Genomic DNA, 19,496 nt, shown 5'->3' on the forward strand with positions numbered 1-19,496 from the left:
GGTCAATCCTCGATCAGGGGCTTGGCGACAAGCGTGCCGTAGTTGAAGACGCGCAGATAGAGGAGCGACAGCGCCACGCCGATGACCACGAGCACCAGCGCCATGGCGGCACCCAGCCCGTATTCGAGATTGCCGGCATAGTTCCTGAGCGCGGTGTGATAGGCAGACAGCGCCCAGACCTCGGTCGCGTTGCCCGGCCCGCCATTGGTGGCGAGCAGGATTTCATTGAAGGAGGCAAGCAGCGACAAGGTCTGATAGCAGGTGACGAAGAGGATCGGCCAGCGCATCTGCGGCAGGATGATGTAACGGATCTGCTGCCAGCGCGAGGCGCCGTCGACCTCGCTCGCATAGAACTGGCTCTTCGGAATAGCCTTCATCGCCGAGGAGAACACCAGCATGCCCATCGAGGCGCCGATGAAGCCGTTGATCAGCACCACGAAGAACCAGGCATTATAGGCGGTATCGAGCAGGTAGTTCTTCGGGGGGTAGCCGAACTTGCCCATCAGGATCGAAATGAAGCCGCTGTCCCAGGCGAGCCACTTCCACAGCATGACGTAGATGACGACGGGCGTGATGCGCGGCAGGAGCCAGATGCCGCGGAAGATCGAGGCCGGCGTCGGCGGCATGTAATGCGTCCAGATGGCGAGCAGCAGCGCATAACCGACGTTGAAGAGCATCAGCACCAGTGCGACGTAGAGGACGGTATTGAAAAGCACACGCGCCATGTCGGGCGAACTGGCCATGCGTGAGAAATTGTCGGTCGTCCAGGTCCAGCCGGTATAGGTGGTCTTGGCGACGGTTTCCTTCTGCTCCGGCGTCAGGGCGAAACCCAGACTGTCCAGCGCCGAAAACAGCTGCTCCTTGCTGTCGAAGCGGGTGTTGAGGACGGAGCGGTTGAACTGTTCGGAGATCTGCTTGACCTCGCGTGTCGAAGGTCGCTCAGTGAGATCCTTGATCATGCGCTCAACGTCGCGGCGTGCCGGGAAGACCTCGCCCATATGTTTGGCGCGCAATTCCGCGGCAATCCCCGGCGCCATTCCGAGGCCCTCGACGGCCGTGAGGCCGGCCTCGTCGATCGTGTAGCGCGGTTCGGCCATCTCGGCAGCGATGTCGGGTATCGCCGATTTCAGCGCGATCAGGGAGTTGGGTGCGATCTGGTAGACACCGCCTGATATGCCGGTCGCAGTCGTCATGTTGGTCATCGAGAAGACCGCCGTCAGAACCACCGGCATCAGGAAGAACAGGACGATCATGATCGCCGCAGGCGCAATCATCACCAGTCCGAGCGTTCTGGACGATTTCATGGAAGCCCCCTCATCGCGAACCGACCGGGCGGCGGGTTGCCGCCGCCCGGAAGAGTCGATCTTAGCGGATGACGATCTTGTCGCCGAGTGTGCTCTTCAGCTCGCTCTCGGCATCACCGACTGCGGCGTCCACGGTCTTGGCGCCGGTCCAGGATGCTTCGAGGTTCTTCCACATGATGTTCCAATATTTGCCGAAATCGGAATTGTTCGGCATCGCATTGGCATGTGGCAGCAGCCGCTCGGTGGCTTCGCGGGTCCAGCGGTCGGCCGCGTAGAAGTCGACGGTGGATTCCGATTTGGAGATGCCGAGATGGGCTGATTTGACCGCATGCAGCGCATTGGTGCGCGGCTCGGAGGCGATCTTGACCAGTTGAGCGGCGATCTCGGTGTCTTCCTGGTCGTGACCTGCGGTCAGGAGGTAGACGAGCGGGTGGGTCAGCGTGTTGGCCTTGCCGCCTTCGCCGGCGGGGATCAGCGTGAAGATCACGTTGCCGAAGAAGTCCTTGAGGCCTTCCTGGTTGACGAGGCGGGCATAGTGCCAGGTGCCGGCGTCCCAGATGCCGGCCTTGCCGGTGGCGACTTCCTTCCACCACTGGTCGCCCGGCATGCCGATGTGGTTCTTCTTGGTGACGCCTGCCTTCACGGCATCGGCGAAGAACTGATAGGTTCGGGTCATCGCGGCCTTGTCGAAGACGAGCTTGCCGTCTTCTTCCATCGTGCCGCCGAACGAGGTGTAGAACTGCCAGTAGTCGGGACCGTTGCTGGTGCGCGGATAAAAGCCGTAGCCGGGCTGGACGAGGCCCTTGTCCTGCATCTTCTTGGCGTCTTCAAGCACGTTCTTCATGGTGTACTTGCCATCCTGAACACTCTGCGGCAGCGCATCCAGATCGGCGTCGCTGTAACCGATCGCCTTCATGTAAGGCTTCCAGAAGAACATGGGGCGGGATTCGGCATCCTGCGGGATGCCGTAGACGGTGCCGTTGTAGGAAGCGATCTTCAGCAGGTTTTCATAGATGTCGCTGAGTGGCCAGGAGTCGAGATCGACGTAATCCTCGATCGGAACGATGAGGCCTGCCTGCGACCATGGCGCGATGTCTTCATGGCCGCTGACGACGATGTTCGGGGCGGTCTTGGCTTCGGCGGCAAGGGTCAGCGCCTGCTTGAAGTCCTCCCAGGCCGAATAGGGCTTCTTCTCGACGGTGATCTTCAGGTCTTCGCCCTTCAGCGCGGCTTCACGCTGCAACTGCTGGGCTGCGATCTCGATGGCGTCGAGGCGGTAGACGTCGTTCGGGCCGGTGCCGCCGGCCCAGACGCTGATGTGAACGTCCTTGGCAAGCGCAATTGCAGAGGTCGAGGCTAGGATGGCGGCTGCGATGGTGAGGGATTTCAGTGTCGGCAAAATGGTCATCTTCTTCGTCTCCCTGGAAGAGCAGCGTGAAGCCTCTTGGCGGGTCAGCACTGCTGATGATGGCCGCTCCGAAACCCCACGAAAACGTGACGATGTCCGCTCTAGGGGTTTGATGTAACGGCCGAATGACAAAATTGAGCACGTGTGCAAAATTATTATGACGATGTTCTCGATGTGGTCAATTGCCGATGCAAAGGCGATATCGCTTCTGGGTGAAAATCAGCATCGATGGCGATCTTGAAGGCCTGAATGAGGTGCCCCTTGCCTCCGTTTTCCCAATCAGCTATTGGTAGTGTTGCAATCGACCAACAATGGAGGCGTGCAATGACAGATATTTCCTCGTCCAACGCCTCTTTGGTATAGGCTTCCGAAGCTCCCTACCCTCGATTCAGTCCGAGACCTTCAAGCTTCACCATCCGAAGACGGCATCCGTTTCGCACGCAGCGTTTTGGCACGGCGACGTCCGCGCGACATGGCGTTGCGCTCTTCAGGCTTGAAAGAAGGGCGGTTCAGAATTCTGACCGCGATTGATCATGAACAATCAGCATGCCGGCGAGAGCTTGGCGACATCCATGAGCGAGCTTTGCTCGCGATTTAGCTTTCGAGAGATTCTCGTCGCAACCATCATTGCCCGGCGGAAACGTCGTCGCATGGTAACCAGCTTGGACTCCTTTCCATCATGGCTGCGCCGCGACCTCGCTTTATCAGATGCATAGATCGGCTTCCTCGCCGATGTTGGGGAATATCCGGCCGGGATGGTTTCAAGGCAAAGTCATCCCGGCCGGCTTCGGCGGCCGAGCCACGCTTTGATTGAAATAGCTGGAATTTTAAGTTACGGAATTATACTTGGATTTCAGTATCCATCGCATCCGGCATCCTCCGATCATCGTTTTTGCACGTCCATTCATGAGCCTTGAATCCGTCCGCGCCTTCTTCCGCGCCCATGCACCCGATATCGAAATCATCGAAACCGCCGAGAGCTCCTCGACGGTAGCGCTTGCCGCCGAAGCCCACGGCGTCGAGCCCGCCCAGATCGCCAAGACGATCTGTCTGCGGGTCGGCGAGCAGATGATGCTGGTCGTTGCCGGCGGCATGGCACGGCTCGACAATCGCAAGTTCAAGGACACGTTCGGAGCCAAGGGGCGCATGCTCGACGCAGAAGAGGTGGTGGCGGTCACCAGCCATCCGGTCGGCGGCGTCTGCCCTTTCGGCCTGCCCTCGCCGCTGCCGATCTATTGCGACATCTCGCTGAAACGTTTCGATGAAGTTGTGCCGGCGGCCGGCTCGACGAATTCGGCCGTGCGCATCGAAACCGGACGGCTGGCCGAGCTGACCGGCGCCAGCTGGGTCGACGTCTGCCAGTAGGCGTATGGCGGAATTGGAGCTGAAGAACTTCACACCTGAGAAACAGTACCTATATTATCTCCCGACATGCCGTGATTGCGCATGACAGGAGATCAGGAATGCCGGGTGCCGTTTCGCGTTTTGCCAAGTTTGCGGCCATTGCCGCTCTGACGAGCGCTACCGTTTTTGCTTCCCTTCACAATGCAGAAGCGCGCCGGGCCGGCAGCAGCGGTTTCGGAAGCCGTGGCACGCGCACCTTCCAGGCTCCGCCGGTCACCAGCACCGCGCCCGGGACCGCAGCACCGATCGAACGGTCGATGACGCCGCGTCCGCAGACCACGGCACCTGCTGCCGCCCAGCAGCCCTTCGGCACCCAGCGCCCCGGTCTCTTCGGCGGCTTCGGCCGTTCGATGATCGGCGGCCTGATCGCCGGCGGCCTTCTCGGCATGCTGCTCGGCCATGGTTTCGGCGGCGGCTTCGGCTTCCTCGGCATGCTGCTTCAGATCGCGTTGATCGGCGGCGCCGTCATGCTCGCCATGCGTTATTTCGCCAACCGCCGCCAGCCGTCCTACGGCACCGGCGGCCAGAGCCGATCCTACGCCCAGTCCTACGGCATGTCGCCTGCCGGCAACTCGTCCTTCCAGATCCCGGCGATCGGTTCGGGTGCGGGTTCGTCCTCGCGCGGCAACCGCCCGAGCGACGAGATCGGGCTGGCGCAGGCCGATCTCGACCAATTCGAGGAACTGCTGACCGGCGTTCAGACCGCTTACGGTGCCGAGGATTACGGCACGTTGCGGCGCCTGACGACGCCTGAGGCGATGTCCTATCTTGCCGAGGAACTCGGCGAAAACGCCACCAACGGCGTGCGCAACCGCGTCTCCGACGTCAAGCTGCTGCAGGGCGATATTGCCGAGGCCTGGCGCGAAGATGGTCAGGAATATGCGACGCTCGCGATGCGCTATTCCTCGATCGATGCCATGGTCGAACGCGACAGCGGCCGGATCGTTTCCGGCAACGATCGTCACCCGAGCGAAAGCACCGAGGTATGGACCTTCGTGCGCAAGCCGAGCGCCGACTGGAAGCTCGCCGCAATCCAAGGCTCCGAGCAGCGCGCCGCCTGAGCGGCGCGCCTCTCCTGCTTTAGATCTTTGTTTTTACGCATGTCGTTGTATCAAAACCGCTGCACACTTTGCGCGACATGCTTTAATTCACTGCGACCGGTTTGGAACGCATACGGGAAACCGTTTCGCGTTCCGCCCGCTTGCAGCGCATCGGCGGCAGGCCGCGATCCATCAGTTCCATGTCTTCGAGCACCATGTCGCCCATCTTCTTGAAGGCGCTGTCGAGGGCGCCGGCCCGGTGTGCCGAGCGGATGAAGCCTTTCAGGTTGCGCACCGGATGGTCGGCTGACAGAGGCTCTTGCGGGTAGACGTCGCTCGCCGCGACGATATGGCCGGACGAGACGGCCGCCATCAGCGCATCGAAATCGACGACATCGGCGCGGCTGAGCAGGATAAAGGCCGCGCCCTTGCGCATGCTGGCGAAGGCGTCGGTGCCGAGAAATCCCCTGTTCTCGCTGGTGACGGCGGCGACGACGAAGATGAAATCGCTCTTCGTCAGCACATCCTCCAGGCTTGCCGGCTCGACGCCGTTTTCCTCGAGGATCGATTGCGGCAGCCAGGGATCGAACACCCGGATGCGCGCCCTGAAGCCGGAGAGCAGCCGGCGCAGCGCCTTGCCGAGATCGCCGAAGCCGACAATGCCGATCTCGGAGCCGGCGATCAGCCGCGCACTCACATTGCCCTCCCCGCCCCAGAGTTCGTTGCCTTGGCGAAAATCGACATCTGCGTCGACGATGCCGCGGGCCAAGGCCAGGGCGAAGCCGAGACCGATTTCGGCGACCGGCTCGGCAAAGACCTGGCCTGTGGTCACCACATGGATGCCGCGCTGGAACAGCACCTCATAGGGCATGTTGTTGAGAAGGTTGCTTTCGACGTTGAGGATCGAGCGCAAGGCCGGCATTCTCGCCAGCGTTTCCGCCGAAAGCGGCGGCTGGCCGATGATGTAGCGCGCCTTGCCGAGGATCTCGTCACCGAGCCCGGCGATACTCTCTGGATCGGCCTCGACGATCTCGTATTTCGCATGCAGTTCGGCGCGCGCCATGTCCGTGAAGATTAGGTCGAGCGTGCGCGGCTCGGGGGCGCTGATTGCCAGCGGCCGTTCGGTGTTCGTCATGGGCATCTCCTCCATCGCGGCGGCTTGCGCCATCTCCGCCGGACGATTGATAGCCGCTGCGCGGGATCGTTTCCAGTTTGCAGAAAAGAACTATAAAAAACTTGGGGCGCGCTCGGGTCTGGGAGACGCTATCGAAAGCGGCATCTGCCTATCAGATAAGCAATTGAATTGGCTCGGTATTTCATGGCATTTTCGTTGACGGCGCGAATTCTTTGAACTAGCGTGATGCGCGCGACTTGGAACCGTGCCTGTGTTCGGCGGCCGTAGGATATTCGAAAACTCACGAGGGAATGAGCAATGAATTCAGCACTCAAGAGCGTCCTGCTGGCTTTGGCTGCCGTAGCGCTTCCAGCCGTCGCCTATGCCCATCCCGCCATCGGCGAAGCTGCCGGTTTCAGCCATGGCTTTGCCCATCCGATCTCTGGCCTCGATCATGTCCTCGCCATGGTGATGGTCGGTATTTTCGCATTTCAACTCGGCGGCCGCGCCACCTGGCTCGTGCCGACGACCTTCGTTCTTGTCATGGCGCTCGGCGGCGTCGTCGGCGCTGCCGGCATCGCTCTTCCCTTCGTTGAATTGGGCATCGCGCTTTCCGTCGTCGTCCTCGGCGCTATCGTTGCGCTCAACATCAAGGCGCCGCTCGCCGCAGCGCTCGGTATTGTCGGCCTCTTTGCGATCGTCCACGGGCATGCGCACGGCGCCGAAATGCCGGAAAATGCCGCCGGCGCGGCCTATGCCGCCGGTTTCATGGCCGCGACCGCGCTGCTGCACGTCACAGGCCTTGCCCTTGGTTACGTCATCGGCCGCATCGGTGAACGTCAGGGCGTTTTCGTGGCGCGCGCGGCTGGCGGCATCGCCGCCATATCAGGCGTCGGCATCCTGGCCGGCTTGATCTGAGCCGCCTCGATATCATCGGCGGCGTGCGTAAACGCCGCTAGCTAGTCATCACAGTCACACCAGAACGCTCGGCATGCGCGCATCGCATTGCCGGGCGTTTCTGCGTCATGGCTGCGAAATGTTGCGGAGTTGATCCAAGTCAAATCCGGCCGTGTCGCGTCCTGTTATATCCGGCTTACGACCAACGAACGGACATCCAAATCGACGCAGGGCCGCCTTGCCGATTGTCGGCGGGTCGCAAATGTCGCTATAGTGATTTCAGAAATTACTGAAATCACAGACGCAACGGAAATGACCATGAACCTTCCGCCTCTCGTCCAGTCCTTCGTTCTCCATTTCGGCGAAATGGGCTCCCGCTGGGGAATCAACCGCACGGTCGGCCAGATCTATGCCTTGCTCTACGTCTCGCCCGCGCCGATCTGCGCCGAGGAGATCGCCGATTCGCTCGGCATTTCGCGCTCCAATGTGTCGATGAGCCTGCGTGAATTGCAGGCCTGGAACCTCGTCCTTCTCAAACACAAGCCGGACGACCGCCGGGATTTCTTCACCACGCCGGATGATGTCTGGCTCATATTGCGCACACTTGCCGAGGAGCGAAAGAAGCGCGAAGTCGATCCGACGCTGTCGGTCCTGCGGGAGATCCTGATGCAGCGGCCGGCCAGCGACGCCGAGCGGCATGCGCAGGCGCGCATGAGCGAGATGCACACGCTGATCGAACAGCTGACGCATTGGTATGAAGACGTAAAACAACTTGAAACGGAAAGGCTTGCAACGCTACTCTCGCTTGGCGCGAAAGTGACCAAGCTTCTGGAGGCCAAGGACCGGGTCATCTCGCTCGGCCGCAGCCGCCGGCCGAATCCTGCGAACAAGAGTTAGCGCCATGGGCACTGCTTTCTTCGACGCGAAGGACAGGGGGGAGACCGAGCCGGCGCCGGACGGCGATGCCGACTCGTCCATCACCGGCCCGGATGAGACGAAAGGCGGGCTGCGCCGAGCGGCGATGCTGCAAGCATTGGCCGCCGCGGCCTGGATTCCGCAGGCCGGATTGCTGGCCGTCTCGGTCGGCCGCATCGCCGATAGCGGCGGACCGCAGGACGTTGTCTGGCCAGCCCTCGGCATCCTCGTCCTCGGATTGGCAAGAAGCTGTCTCGACGCTGGCGGCGGCCGCCTCGCCTTTCATATCGCGCGCGCCGAGCTCAGCCGCAGGCGGCAGGCCGCCGTCGCCGCACTTTCCCTGTCGTCGCCGATCGATCGCAACCGGCCGGCCTCCGGCAAGGCCGCCAGCCTCATCGGCGAGCAGGCCGAACTCATCGTGCCCTATTTCGCCCGTTTCCATCCGGCGCGTGTGAAGGCGAGCCTTGTGCCGCTCGTCATCCTCGCCTTCATCCTTCCGGTCTCCTGGATCGCTGCGCTGGTTCTGCTGTTCGCCGCGCCGCTGATCCCCATTTTCATGGCGCTGATCGGCTGGCGTGCCCAGGCGGCCAGCGAAAAACAACTCGTTGCGACCGGCGGCCTCAACGGCTTCCTGCTCGATCGGCTGCGTGGGTTGGCGACGATCCGCGCGCTCGATGCGGTGGATGCAACCGCCCTGCGGCTGCGTTCGGAAGCGGAGTCGCTGCGCGTGCGCACCATGGCGGTGTTGAAAATCGCCTTTCTCTCCTCGGCCGTGCTCGAGCTTTTCGCCGCCCTCGGCGTGGCGATGATCGCCGTCTATGTCGGCTTCAGCCTGCTCGGCGAGATCCGCTTCGGCACCTGGGTCGGCCGGCTCGACCTGACCGAAGGCCTGTTCATCCTGCTGCTGGCGCCGGCCTTCTTCGAGCCGCTGCGCGAACTCTCGGCCGTCTGGCACGATCGGGCGGCCGGTGAAGCGGCGCTGAAAGCGCTGGATGCTCTGGCTGCAGGCGGTTTGCCGATCCGGGGATCGACCGAAGCTACGGTCCCTGCGGTCGCCGAAGCACCGGCCATTTTCCTTGAAAATCTCGCCTTTCGCTACGCCGCCGACGAACCGCTGGTCCTCGACGGTTTCAACCTCGATATCGCCGCCGGCGAACATCTGGCGCTGCTCGGCGCCAGCGGCTCCGGCAAATCGACGCTTCTTTCGTTGATGTCAGGACTGGCGCCCTGCACCGGCGGCCGCATCGTCATCGGCGGCGTCGAGCTTGCGGGTGACAGCGCCGCGGTGCTGCGCAGCGGCATGGCGTGGATCGGCCAGAGGCCGCATATCTTTGCCGGCACCATCACAGGCAATATTTCGCTCGGCAGACCCGGCAAAACACACGATGATGTCACCAATGCGCTCGCCGCGGCGAGACTTGGAAAGGTGGCCGACGCCTATGGCAGCCGGCCACTCGGCGAGAGCGGTATCGGGCTCTCCGGCGGCGAGGCGCTGCGGCTGGCGATTGCGCGTGCGGCCTGCAATCCGCATCTGCGGATCATCCTCGCCGACGAGCCGACCGCGCATCTCGACGCCGGCACCGCCGCCGAGGTTACCGAGAGCCTGCTTTCACTTGCCAGGGGCCGCACTTTGATCGTCGCCACCCATGATCCGCTGCTGGCCGCCCGCATGCATCGCACGGTGCGCGTCGACGCCGACATTATCGTCCGGGAGGCCGCCGAATGAGTATGTTTGCTGCAGACCTCAAGCCGATCCTGCGTCTGTTCCTTGCCGAGCGCCGGCGCGCGCTGCTGCTCGGCGCAGCACTGTCGGCAGCGACGGCGACGGCGGGCATCGCCCTGCTCGGCCTGTCCGGCTGGTTCATCACCGCCACCTCGCTTGCCGGCCTTTCGATCGCCGCCATCACCTTCGACGTCTTTGCGCCGTCAGCCGGCATCCGCCTGCTCGCCATTGTCCGTACGGCCGCGCGCTACGGCGAAAGGCTGGCGACCCATGACGCAACGCTTAGCGTGCTCGCTGCCCTGCGCGAAAGGCTGTTTCGCGGTTTTGCCGAACCGGGCGCGGCGCGCGCGCTCCTGCATCGCCCGGCAAGGTTGCTCTTCCGGCTGACGGCCGATATCGATGCGCTCGATTCCCTCTATTTGCGCATTCTCGTGCCGGCTGCGGTGGCGATCGGCGCAGCGCTGGCGGCAAGCCTCGCACTGGGGTTGATGCATCCCGTGTTCGGCCTGTCCTTCGGCCTTTTTCTCGCGGGCGCCGGGCTCGGTCTGCCTTTGATCGCCGGCCGGGCGGCGCGCAAACATGCCCGCCGGCGCGCCCATGGTATCGAGGCGCTGCGGTCGCGGACGATCGATCTCGTCGCCGGCCAGACCGATCTGCTGATGGCCGGCAGACTTGCCGCGCAGAGACACGCGATCATGACAGCCGACGGCTATGCCGGCCGCGCCGACGATCGGCTGAACCGTGTCGAAACCGGCCTGACATTCGGCTTCGGCCTCGTCTCCACCCTGCTGTTGACGGCGTCGCTGCTTGCCGTCGCCGCGCTTGCGGAAACGAAGGTGATCAGCCCTCCTGTCGCGGCCCTCGGCCTGCTCGTCGCCTTTGCGGCAGTCGAACCCTTCGCCGCACTTCGTCGCGGCGCCCTGGAACTCGGCAGGACGCTGCTTGCGGCAAGGCGTATCGCGCCACGGCTGACCATTTCGGCCGCACCCGAACCATTGGCGGTGCCGTTGCCGGGATACGCTTTCTCACTGGCTGATGTGTCAGCCTTCCATGAAAATTCCGCCGTGCCGGCACTCCAGGGCATCGAACTCACGCTCCAGCAGGGCGAGCGCCTGGCCGTCATCGGCAGCAGCGGCGCCGGCAAGTCGAGCCTGGTTGTTATGCTTTCCGGCGAACTGCCCGCAAGAATGGGAAGCATCGCCGCGGTAACGGCGACCGTGCTGACGCAGCGGACGGAACTGTTCGAGGACAGCCTGCGCGGCAATCTCGCTCTTGCCAACCCGGATGCAAGCGAAGCCCGTCTTCGTGACGCGCTCGCCGCCGCCGGCCTGCTTGCCGATGTCGAGGGCATGCCGCGGGGGATCGATACGCCGCTCGGCGAAGGCGGACTCGGCCTTTCCGGCGGCCAGTCGCGCCGGCTGGCGCTTGCCCGGCTCTTCCTGCGCGACACGCCGCTCTGGCTGCTCGATGAACCCACAGAGGGCCTCGACGGCGCCACTGCCCGCGACGTGCTCTGTCGACTGTCGGCCATGGCGGCGGGCCGCTCGCTGGTGATTGCAACGCATATCCGCCGCGAGGCTGCCATCGCAGACCGCATCGCCGTCATCGAAGGCGGCCGCATTTCAGAGATTTCGCGCCGCGGAGAGGCGGCGTTCGAAAAGGCGCTCGACCGGCTTCGGCCGGATTGAGCAGGACCGCATGCCCCTCAGGCGCCGGCCGGTGCTTGGGAGGCTCCGTACCCGGTGGGACCGTGGGAGAAAGACAATGGAACTAGATATCGTAGCACTTTCGCGCTTCCAATTCGCGCTGACGGCGCTTTACCACTTCCTGTTCGTGCCCTTGACGCTCGGCCTGTCCGTGCTTCTGGCGATCATGGAAACCGTCTATGTCATGACCGGCCGCCAGATCTGGCGGCAGATGACGAAATTCTGGGGCACGCTGTTCGGCATAAACTTCGTGATCGGCGTCGCCACCGGCATCGTCATGGAATTCCAGTTCGGCATGAACTGGAGCTATTACAGCTATTATGTCGGCGACATCTTCGGGGCGCCGCTGGCGATCGAAGGCCTGATGGCCTTCTTCCTCGAGGCGACCTTCGTCGGCCTGTTCTTCTTCGGTTGGGACAAGCTGTCGAAGGTCGGCCATCTCGTCGCGACCTGGGCGGTGGCGCTCGGCTCGAATTTTTCGGCCCTCTGGATCCTGATTGCCAATGGCTGGATGCAGAACCCCGTGGGATCGGCGCTCAACCCGCAGACGATGCGCATGGAAATCACAAGCTTCTTCGACGTGGTCTTCAATCCGGTCGCCCAGGCGAAATTCGTCCATACGGTGTCGGCAGGTTATGTCTGCGCCTCGATCTTCGTGCTCGGCGTCTCGGCCTGGTACGTCCTCAAGGGCCGGCACATCGAGCTTGCCAAGCGCTCGATGACGGTTGCCGCCTCCTTCGGCCTCGCCTCGGCACTCTCTGTCGTCGTGCTCGGCGACGAGAGCGGTTATCTCGCCACCGAGAACCAGAAGATGAAGCTCGCCGCCATCGAAGGCATGTGGAAGACCGAGCCGGCGCCGGCCGCCTTTACCGCTTTCGGCTTCCCGGATCAAGAAGCGCGCGAAACGCATTTTGCCGTGCATATTCCCTGGGTCATGGGCCTGATCGGCACGCGGTCGCTGACGACCGAGATCCCCGGCATCGACAAGCTCGAACAGCAGGCCGAAACCCGCATCCGTGATGGTATCAAGGCTTACGACGCGCTGATGCAGATCCGTTCGGCGCCGGCGCAGGATCAGGTGGCGCAGGAGGTGCGCAGCTCCTTCGAGGATCTCGGTCATGATCTCGGTTATGCCCTTCTTCTGAAGCGCTATGTCGACGATCCGCGCCAGGCGACCGACGCGCAGATCGTAAAGGCCGCGCGTGACACGATCCCGCATGTGCCGACGCTCTTCTGGTCGTTCCGCATCATGGTCGGCCTCGGCATGTTCTTCATCCTTTTGACCGCCACCTTCTTCTGGCTGTCGGCGCGTCGCCATCTCGACAAATATCCGCTGCTGCTGCGGATCGCCGTGCTGGCGATCCCGCTGCCCTGGGTCGCCATCGAACTCGGCTGGGTCGTCGCCGAGTTCGGCCGCCAGCCCTGGGTGATCGAAGGCGTTCTGCCGACGGCCGCCGCCGTCTCCAGCCTCGGCGCCAGCACCGTGCTTCTGACCATCATCGGTTTTGGCGCACTTTATACAGTGCTGATCGTCATCGAGATGAGCCTGATGATCAAGGCGATCAGACAGGGACCGGAACCGGACGACGAGCCGGAAGCCGTTCTGATTTCCGAAACCCTCGTCCCGGCCGCGGAGTGACCTGCCATGATCCTTCACGAACTCATCGACTATGAAACCTTGCGCCTCATCTGGTGGCTGTTGCTCGGCGTGCTGCTGATCGCCTTTGCGACGACGGGCGGCTTCGATCTCGGCGTCGGCACGCTTCTGCCCTTCGTCGCCAGGACCGATACGGAACGGCGGGTGGCGATCAACACGATCGGCGCCACCTGGGAAGGCAACCAAGTCTGGCTGATCCTCGGCGGCGGCGCCATCTTCGCCGCCTGGCCGCCGCTTTATGCGGTCTCCTTCTCGGGCTTCTATTTGGCGATGTTCGCGATCCTCTTCGCGCTCATCCTGCGCCCGGTCGGTTTCAAATACCGGTCGAAGCGGGAAAGCGCCCGCTGGCGCAACGGCTGGGACTGGGCGCTCTTCATCGGCGGTTTCGTGCCGTCGCTGATCTTCGGCGTTGCCGTCGGCAATGTGCTGCAGGGCGTGCCCTTCCGCTTTGCCGACGACATGCGGATCTTCTACGAAGGCTCGTTCTTCGCCCTGCTCAACCCCTATGCGCTGCTTTGCGGCCTGCTTTCCCTGGCGATGCTGATGATGCACGGGGCGGCCTGGCTGGTGTTGAAGGCGAGCGGACCGGTCGCGGAGCGGGCCAGGAGCTACGGCAGTATCGCCGCTCTTGCCGTCATCGTGCTTTTCGCACTCGGCGGCCTCTTCCTGTGGATCGGCGTCGGCGGCTATCGCATCACCAGCGATATCAGCCCGACCGGCCCCTCCAACCCGCTTTTGAAGACCGTGGCGCTGGAGAGGGGCGCGTGGCTGACCAATTACGCCGCCCATTCTTGGATGGTCATCGCGCCCGTGCTCGGCTTCGTCGGCGCGGCACTGGCCTTCATTGCCATGCGGGCAAAGCGCGAGGTCATGACGCTGCTCTTCAGCAAGGTGGCGATCCTTGGCATCATCTCGACGGTCGGCCTGTCGATGTTCCCGTTCATTCTGCCCTCCTCGCTCGATCCGCGATCGAGCCTGACGGTCTGGGATGCATCCTCCAGCCATATGACGCTGTTCATCATGCTGGTGGTGACGGTGATCTTCCTGCCGATCATCTTTGCCTACACGGCCTGGGTCTACAAGGTTCTGTGGGGCAAGGTCGACGAAAAGTCCGTCACCGACAAAAACAGCCACGCCTACTGAGGGAGACGAAACGATGTGGTATTTCGCATGGATTCTCGGCCTGCCACTGGCAGCCGCCTTCGCCGTCCTCAATGCCATGTGGTATGAGCTGATGGACGACGCCGCCAGGAAAAAGGCTTCTGAGCTGCGCAAGTAGAAACGCAAAGGGCGCGGCTCGAACCGCGCCCTCAATTTGGGAACAGCCTCGCTCCTGTACTCGGCGTCATCCTCGGCACAAGCCCCTCATCCGCCTGCCGGCACCTTCTCCCCGCTTGCGGGGAGAGGGCTAGGGTGAGGGGCAGTTCTGGGTCCGTCAGCCTTCCAGCCACTTCACCTCTTCAGGCGTCAGCCGGATGTCGAGCGCCGAGAGACTGTCTTCCAGCTCGGCGACGGTGCGTGGCCCGATCAGCGGGATGACCGGGAAAGGCTGGGCGATCACATAGGCGAGCGCGATATGGATCGGATTGCGGCCGAGCTTGTTGGCAAGTTCGATGGCGCGGTCGCGGCGTCCGAAGTTGCGCTCGGAATACCAGACCCGAACGATCTCCTCATCATCTAGCTTGTCGCGGCCGGCGCGGTCGGTAAAGAAGCCGCGACCCTGGCTCGACCAGGCAAAGTTCGGGATCTGTTTCTCGTTCAGCCACTTCTTCCAGTCGTCATCGGAAGCGGCGACGCAACCGGCCCAGATCGGATCGAGCATCTCGGCGAGCGAGAAGTTGTTGGAGAGCGCTGCCGGTGCCGCCTTGCCTGATTTTTCGGCATAGGCGATCGCCTCGTCGAAACGCGCCCGCGTCCAGTTCGAACCGCCGAAGATGCCGCGGATGCGGCCGCGCTTGACCTCGGCATCCATGGCGTCCACGAACTCGCCGACGGGCACGTCGGTATTGTCGCGATGCATGAAATAGATGTCGACATAGTCTGTCTTCAGCCGGGCGAGCGACTGGTCGAGCTGCTTTGCGATCATATCGGGATAGCAGAGCGGCGAATGCGCGCCCTTGCCGATCAGCACGATCTCCTCGCGCGGCACCTTGCGGCTGGTGTGCCAGTCGCCGAAGATCGCCTCCGTCTTGCCGGCGCCGTAGACAAAGGCGGTGTCGAAGGCATTGCCGCCGGCTTCGTAGAAAGCGTCGAGCGTCAGCGAAGCGGAAGCGAAGTTCGGGAAGAACTCGAAGCCGAGTGTGACGACCGAGGCGGGCTTGGAAATGCCGGGAATCTGACGCTGCGGAACGCTATTGCCACGCGCGACCGTGCCGCCGGCAATGTTGGCCGTGCGCTTGGCTGCTTTCTCAACACCGTATTCGAGCCCGACCGAGGCGCGCCACTGGTCGAGTACCCTGAGGTTTCCGATCGAATCTGCCCAGCTCATGCCGGGAGAGCTGAATTCCGTCTTACCGGCGCGGATCGCATCGCCCGCCGCGTCGGCCTCGAAGGAATAGAGCCAGCGGTCTTCTTTGACCTCGACGGTCTCGCGGCTACTGCCCTTGAAGATCTCGATCTTGCCGACGCCGCCCTTGTGGCCGGAGGCGAACCAGAAGTCGGCGACCTCGATCCGGCCTTCGGAGCCGATGATGCGCAGAACATTGTCCTGCTGCGCCATGATCGAGCAGGAGACTTCGGCGATGATCTCATTCGGGAATTTGAGCACGGCGGAGGCCCATTCATCGACGCCGCTCTCACCGAGATGGGCGACGCCCGAAACCTTCTCCGGTTCCAGGAAGGCTTTGCCTTCCGCGGCGCCTGATATCAGCCTTGCCATCGAGACCGGGTAGCCACCGACATCGAGAATGCCGCCGCCGGCGGTATCGTTGGCGAATAGCCGGTGTTCCGGTCTATAGCTGCCCATGTTGAAGCCGAAGCTCGAGCGGATGATCCGGACGGTGCCGATGACGCCGCTCTTGATGAGTTCGACCAGCTTCTCCGTCTGCGGATGCACGCGGTACATGAAGGCCTCGCCGGCAAAGACGCCGGCCTTCTTGGCTTCGTAATAAACGGCTTCGGCATCATAGGCCGAAAGCGCGATCGGCTTTTCCACCAGGATATGTTTGCCGGCGCGCGCGGCCTTGATCGCCCATTCGGCGTGGCCGGTATGGGGCACGGAAATATAGACCGCATCGACCTCGGGGTCGGAAAGCAGCGCCTCGTAACCGTTGACGATACGGGCGCCGGGAAAGTTTTCCTGAAGTCCCGGTTTGGAAGGATTGCGGGTGGCGATCGCCACCAGTTTGCCGGTACGTGAATGGGCGACGCCATCGGCAAAGGTGCGAGCGATGGTGCCGGGGCCTATGATGCCCCAGCGGATCGGTTGATCGGAAGTCATGGAAACCTCTTTCGTCTTTCTGCCTTGGGATTGCGGTTTAGCGAAGCCGTTTGCCGGCGCCGTCGAAAAGGAATGTGCGGCTGGCGGGAAGGCCGACGGTCAGCGTCTCGCGATTGCCAGCGGTGCGTGATTCCGGCCGCTCGATGATCAGTTGCTCGTGGCCTATGGCGGCGTAGATGTAGCTGGTGTTGCCGAGATGTTCGGCAACGTCGATGGCGACGGTGAGATCGGCATCGCCCGCGCCGGCATCGACGAAATGCTCGGGACGGATGCCGAGCGTCACCTTCGCACCGGCTTCGATCGGATCGGCGACAGGCAGCGGCAGGCGGGTGTTGACATCACTTTCCAGCGCGATGACCGCCCTGCCCGGTTGCGCTTCGACCACGACGGCCTTGAGAAAGTTCATCTTCGGCGAGCCGACGAAGCCGGCGACGAACTGGTTGGCGGGATCGTCGTAAAGGTCGAGCGGCGCGCCGATCTGTTCGATATTGCCGGCGCGCAGCACGACGATCCTGTCGGCAAGCGTCATCGCTTCCGTCTGGTCGTGGGTGACGTAGATCATCGTCGTGCCGAGCTGCTTGTGCAGCCTTGATATTTCGACGCGCATCTGCACCCGCAGTTCGGCGTCGAGGTTCGACAAAGGCTCGTCGAACAGAAAGACCTCGGGTTCGCGGACGATGGCGCGGCCGATTGCGACACGCTGGCGCTGACCGCCGGAAAGCTGCTTCGGCCGCCGTTTCATCAGCTCGGTGATCTGCAGGATCTCGGCGACATGGCGCACGCGCCGCTCAGTGTCGGCTTTCGGATTGCCGTTCATCCGCAGGCCGAAGTTCAAATTCTCCTCGACAGTCAGGTGCGGATAGAGCGCATAGGATTGGAACACCATGGCGATGCCGCGATCGGCAGGCTCGACGTCATTGACGACCCTGCCGCCGATCTGCAGCTCGCCTGAGGTGATATCCTCGAGACCGGCGATCATCCTGAGCAGCGTGGACTTGCCGCAGCCGGAGGGGCCGACGAAGACGACGAATTCGCCATCCTTCACCTCCAGATTGGCGCCGTGGATGATCTCAAAGCCGCCGAAGCGCTTGACGATATTGCTGAGTGAAAGCTCTGCCATGCGGCCTCCCGATTACTTGATTGCGCCGGCGGCGATGCCGGCGATGAAATGGCGCTGGAGAGCCACGAAGATGACGAGGATCGGCGCCGTCAGCAGCACCGCTCCCGCCATGATACCGCCCCAGGAGACCTTGGTGAGGCCGATCAGCGTTCCCAATGCCACTGGTGCCGTCATCATCCCCGGTCTGGAATTGATCAGCAGCGGCCAGAGGTAATTGTTCCATGAGTGGAGGAAGAGAATGATCGCCAGTGCCGCCATGGTCGGGCGCGCCAGCGGCAAAGCGATGCGCAGGAAGATCTGCCACTCCTTGACGCCTTCGACGCGGGCCGCATCGAAAAGTTCGCCCGGCATCATCGAGAAGGACTGCCGCATGAACAGCACGCCGAGCGAATTGAACAGCGGCGGCACGATCAGCGCCACCCAAGTGTTTGCTAGCTTGAATTCGCGCGCCACCATGATGAATTGCGGGATGACGACCACGGAGAAAGGCAGCGTGATCGTGCCGAGGATAATGGCGATGACGACGGAGCGGCCGACGAAACGGTAGCGCGCCAGCGCCCAGCCCGCCATCGAGGTCAGCAATACCGAGAGCACGGTATAGATGACCGCGACGCCGATGGAGATCACCATGGCTCCGATGAAATCGGTATCGGCCTGCAGGTTCTTGAAATTCTCGACGAAATTGGTCGATGGCCAGAGCACGATGTTGGGACTGAAGATGGCGTTGTCGGGCATTGTGGAGAAGACCAACATCATCCACAGCGGAAACAGCCAGATCAGCGCGAGTGGCGCCAGTGCGGCGTGCAGCGCGATTTGGCGCATGAGAAGGGATTGCGACTTGGATCTCATTTCGGATCCCTCCCGATCCAGAGGTTGAGAAGCGAGATGACCACGGCAATGGCCGCCATCGTATAGGCGATCGCCGAGGCATAGCCGAAGTTCAGCGAGGTAAAGCCCTGGCGGTAGAGGAAGAGGCCGAGCGTCTCCGTGCCGCCGCCCGGACCACCGCGATTGGTGATGAGGAAGGGCTCGGTGAAGAGCTGCATGGTGCCGATCACCGAGAGCACCACGCAGAAGAGGATGATCGGTTTCAGAAGGGGCAGGGTGATATGAAAGAACTGCTGTACCTTGCTCACCCGGTCGAGCGTCGCCGCTTCGTAGACATCGTCGGGAATCGACTGCAGGCCGGCGAGGATGATGATGGCGTTGTAGCCGGCCCAGCGCCATGTGACGGCGAGAATGATCAGAGCCATGGCGGCATTGGCATTGTCGAACCACGATATCGGGCTCAGGCCGGTGGCGGAAATCAGCTTGTTGACGATGCCGAAATCGAGGCTGAACATCAGCCGGAACACGGCGGCATAAGCGACCTCGCCGACGACAACAGGCGCGAAGAAGGCGAAGCGGAAGAGTGGACGCGCCTTCAATAGCGGCGAATTGAGCATCACGGCCATGACGGTCGCAAGCGCGATCATGACCGGCACCTGAATCACCAGGATAATCAGCGTGTTATAGAGAGCGTTGTAGAAGGCCGGGTCGTAGAAGAGCCGACCCCAATTGGCCTGGAAACTGTATTTCCACGGGTTGATGCGGGTGTTCTGAAAGGAAATCAGGAATGAATCGATGATCGGCCAGACCCAGAAGGTGGCAAAGACCAGCAGATAGGGAGCGAGGAACGCATAGGCGCTCCGGGTTCTGAATGGCATCGAGCCTCCTCCTCACGAAACGAGCGAATGAACGGGCGCCTCGCGGCGGACAGAAGCCGGGCG

Annotated in this window: 17 protein-coding genes; 10 read left to right on the forward strand and 7 right to left on the reverse strand. The window is 62.6% G+C overall.

The window, feature by feature from the left end; genetic code table 11:
• Nucleotides 1-2 precede the first annotated feature (2 nt).
• Both CO667_RS11080 and CO667_RS11085 read right to left on the reverse strand, forming a co-directional pair.
• On the reverse strand, nucleotides 3-1,304 hold the full coding sequence (locus tag CO667_RS11080) for an ABC transporter permease subunit (protein WP_097618421.1): 1,302 nt from the start codon (nucleotides 1,302-1,304) through the stop codon (nucleotides 3-5).
• Nucleotides 1,305-1,365: 61 nt separating this feature from the next.
• Nucleotides 1,366-2,712, reverse strand: a complete 1,347-nt coding sequence (locus CO667_RS11085; RefSeq protein ID WP_097618422.1) for an extracellular solute-binding protein — start codon at nucleotides 2,710-2,712, stop codon at nucleotides 1,366-1,368.
• A gap of 906 nt (nucleotides 2,713-3,618) precedes the next feature.
• Between CO667_RS11085 and CO667_RS11090 the strand changes: the two genes are divergently transcribed.
• Complete coding sequence (locus CO667_RS11090) at nucleotides 3,619-4,077, forward strand: YbaK/EbsC family protein (protein WP_097618563.1); 459 nt, start codon at nucleotides 3,619-3,621, stop codon at nucleotides 4,075-4,077.
• Between the two features lie 98 nt (nucleotides 4,078-4,175).
• Nucleotides 4,176-5,177, forward strand: coding sequence for a Tim44 domain-containing protein (locus tag CO667_RS11095; protein WP_097618423.1), 1,002 nt, complete (start codon nucleotides 4,176-4,178; stop codon nucleotides 5,175-5,177).
• Between the two features lie 82 nt (nucleotides 5,178-5,259).
• Here CO667_RS11095 and CO667_RS11100 read toward each other — a convergent pair whose 3' ends face one another.
• On the reverse strand, nucleotides 5,260-6,291 hold the full coding sequence (locus CO667_RS11100; RefSeq protein ID WP_097618564.1) for a hydroxyacid dehydrogenase: 1,032 nt from the start codon (nucleotides 6,289-6,291) through the stop codon (nucleotides 5,260-5,262).
• On the opposite strand from CO667_RS11100, the gene CO667_RS34755 reads away from it, so the two are divergent.
• From CO667_RS34755 to cydX, 8 genes are all read left to right on the forward strand, one after another.
• The gene (locus CO667_RS34755) at nucleotides 6,290-6,490 is read left to right on the forward strand and encodes a hypothetical protein (RefSeq protein ID WP_143540712.1); all 201 of its coding nucleotides are present in this window, start codon (nucleotides 6,290-6,292) and stop codon (nucleotides 6,488-6,490) included. The genes CO667_RS11100 and CO667_RS34755 overlap by 2 nt on opposite strands.
• A 98-nt stretch (nucleotides 6,491-6,588) precedes the next feature.
• Complete coding sequence (locus tag CO667_RS11105; RefSeq protein WP_097618424.1) at nucleotides 6,589-7,188, forward strand: HupE/UreJ family protein; 600 nt, start codon at nucleotides 6,589-6,591, stop codon at nucleotides 7,186-7,188.
• A gap of 297 nt (nucleotides 7,189-7,485) precedes the next feature.
• Nucleotides 7,486-8,064 carry a GbsR/MarR family transcriptional regulator gene (locus CO667_RS11110; RefSeq protein ID WP_097618425.1) on the forward strand — a complete coding sequence of 193 codons (579 nt, stop codon included), beginning with the start codon at nucleotides 7,486-7,488 and terminating at the stop codon, nucleotides 8,062-8,064.
• A gap of 4 nt (nucleotides 8,065-8,068) precedes the next feature.
• Complete coding sequence (gene cydD, locus CO667_RS11115) at nucleotides 8,069-9,808, forward strand: thiol reductant ABC exporter subunit CydD (protein WP_097618426.1); 1,740 nt, start codon at nucleotides 8,069-8,071, stop codon at nucleotides 9,806-9,808.
• Nucleotides 9,805-11,493 (forward strand): ATP-binding cassette domain-containing protein, encoded by a 1,689-nt coding sequence (locus CO667_RS11120; protein WP_097618427.1) that lies wholly within the window; start codon nucleotides 9,805-9,807, stop codon nucleotides 11,491-11,493. The genes cydD and CO667_RS11120 overlap by 4 nt, the downstream gene beginning before the upstream one ends.
• A 76-nt stretch (nucleotides 11,494-11,569) precedes the next feature.
• Complete coding sequence (locus CO667_RS11125) at nucleotides 11,570-13,150, forward strand: cytochrome ubiquinol oxidase subunit I (RefSeq protein WP_097618428.1); 1,581 nt, start codon at nucleotides 11,570-11,572, stop codon at nucleotides 13,148-13,150.
• Nucleotides 13,151-13,156: 6 nt separating this feature from the next.
• Nucleotides 13,157-14,311: a cytochrome d ubiquinol oxidase subunit II gene (gene cydB / locus CO667_RS11130; protein ID WP_097618429.1), complete on the forward strand. Its 1,155-nt coding sequence runs from the start codon at nucleotides 13,157-13,159 to the stop codon at nucleotides 14,309-14,311.
• A 13-nt stretch (nucleotides 14,312-14,324) separates the two neighbouring features.
• Nucleotides 14,325-14,447, forward strand: coding sequence for a cytochrome bd-I oxidase subunit CydX (gene cydX, locus CO667_RS11135; RefSeq protein ID WP_018069319.1), 123 nt, complete (start codon nucleotides 14,325-14,327; stop codon nucleotides 14,445-14,447).
• Nucleotides 14,448-14,603: 156 nt separating this feature from the next.
• Here the strand turns inward: cydX and CO667_RS11140 are convergent, their stop codons facing one another.
• From CO667_RS11140 to CO667_RS11155, 4 genes are read right to left on the reverse strand one after another with little or no spacing between them, the layout of a single operon-like run.
• The gene (locus CO667_RS11140) at nucleotides 14,604-16,607 is read right to left on the reverse strand and encodes an aldo/keto reductase (protein WP_097618430.1); all 2,004 of its coding nucleotides are present in this window, start codon (nucleotides 16,605-16,607) and stop codon (nucleotides 14,604-14,606) included.
• A gap of 37 nt (nucleotides 16,608-16,644) precedes the next feature.
• Nucleotides 16,645-17,727 carry a sn-glycerol-3-phosphate ABC transporter ATP-binding protein UgpC gene (ugpC, locus tag CO667_RS11145; RefSeq protein ID WP_097618431.1) on the reverse strand — a complete coding sequence of 361 codons (1,083 nt, stop codon included), beginning with the start codon at nucleotides 17,725-17,727 and terminating at the stop codon, nucleotides 16,645-16,647.
• 12 nt (nucleotides 17,728-17,739) lie between these two features.
• Entirely contained in the window at nucleotides 17,740-18,576 is an 837-nt protein-coding gene (locus CO667_RS11150) for a carbohydrate ABC transporter permease (RefSeq protein ID WP_097618432.1), read from the reverse strand.
• Entirely contained in the window at nucleotides 18,573-19,433 is an 861-nt protein-coding gene (locus CO667_RS11155) for a sugar ABC transporter permease (RefSeq protein ID WP_097618433.1), read from the reverse strand. The genes CO667_RS11150 and CO667_RS11155 overlap by 4 nt, the downstream gene beginning before the upstream one ends.
• Nucleotides 19,434-19,496 lie beyond the last annotated feature (63 nt).

The sequence above is a fragment of the Rhizobium sp. L43 genome (assembly GCF_002531725.1).
GTDB lineage: Bacteria > Pseudomonadota > Alphaproteobacteria > Rhizobiales > Rhizobiaceae > Rhizobium.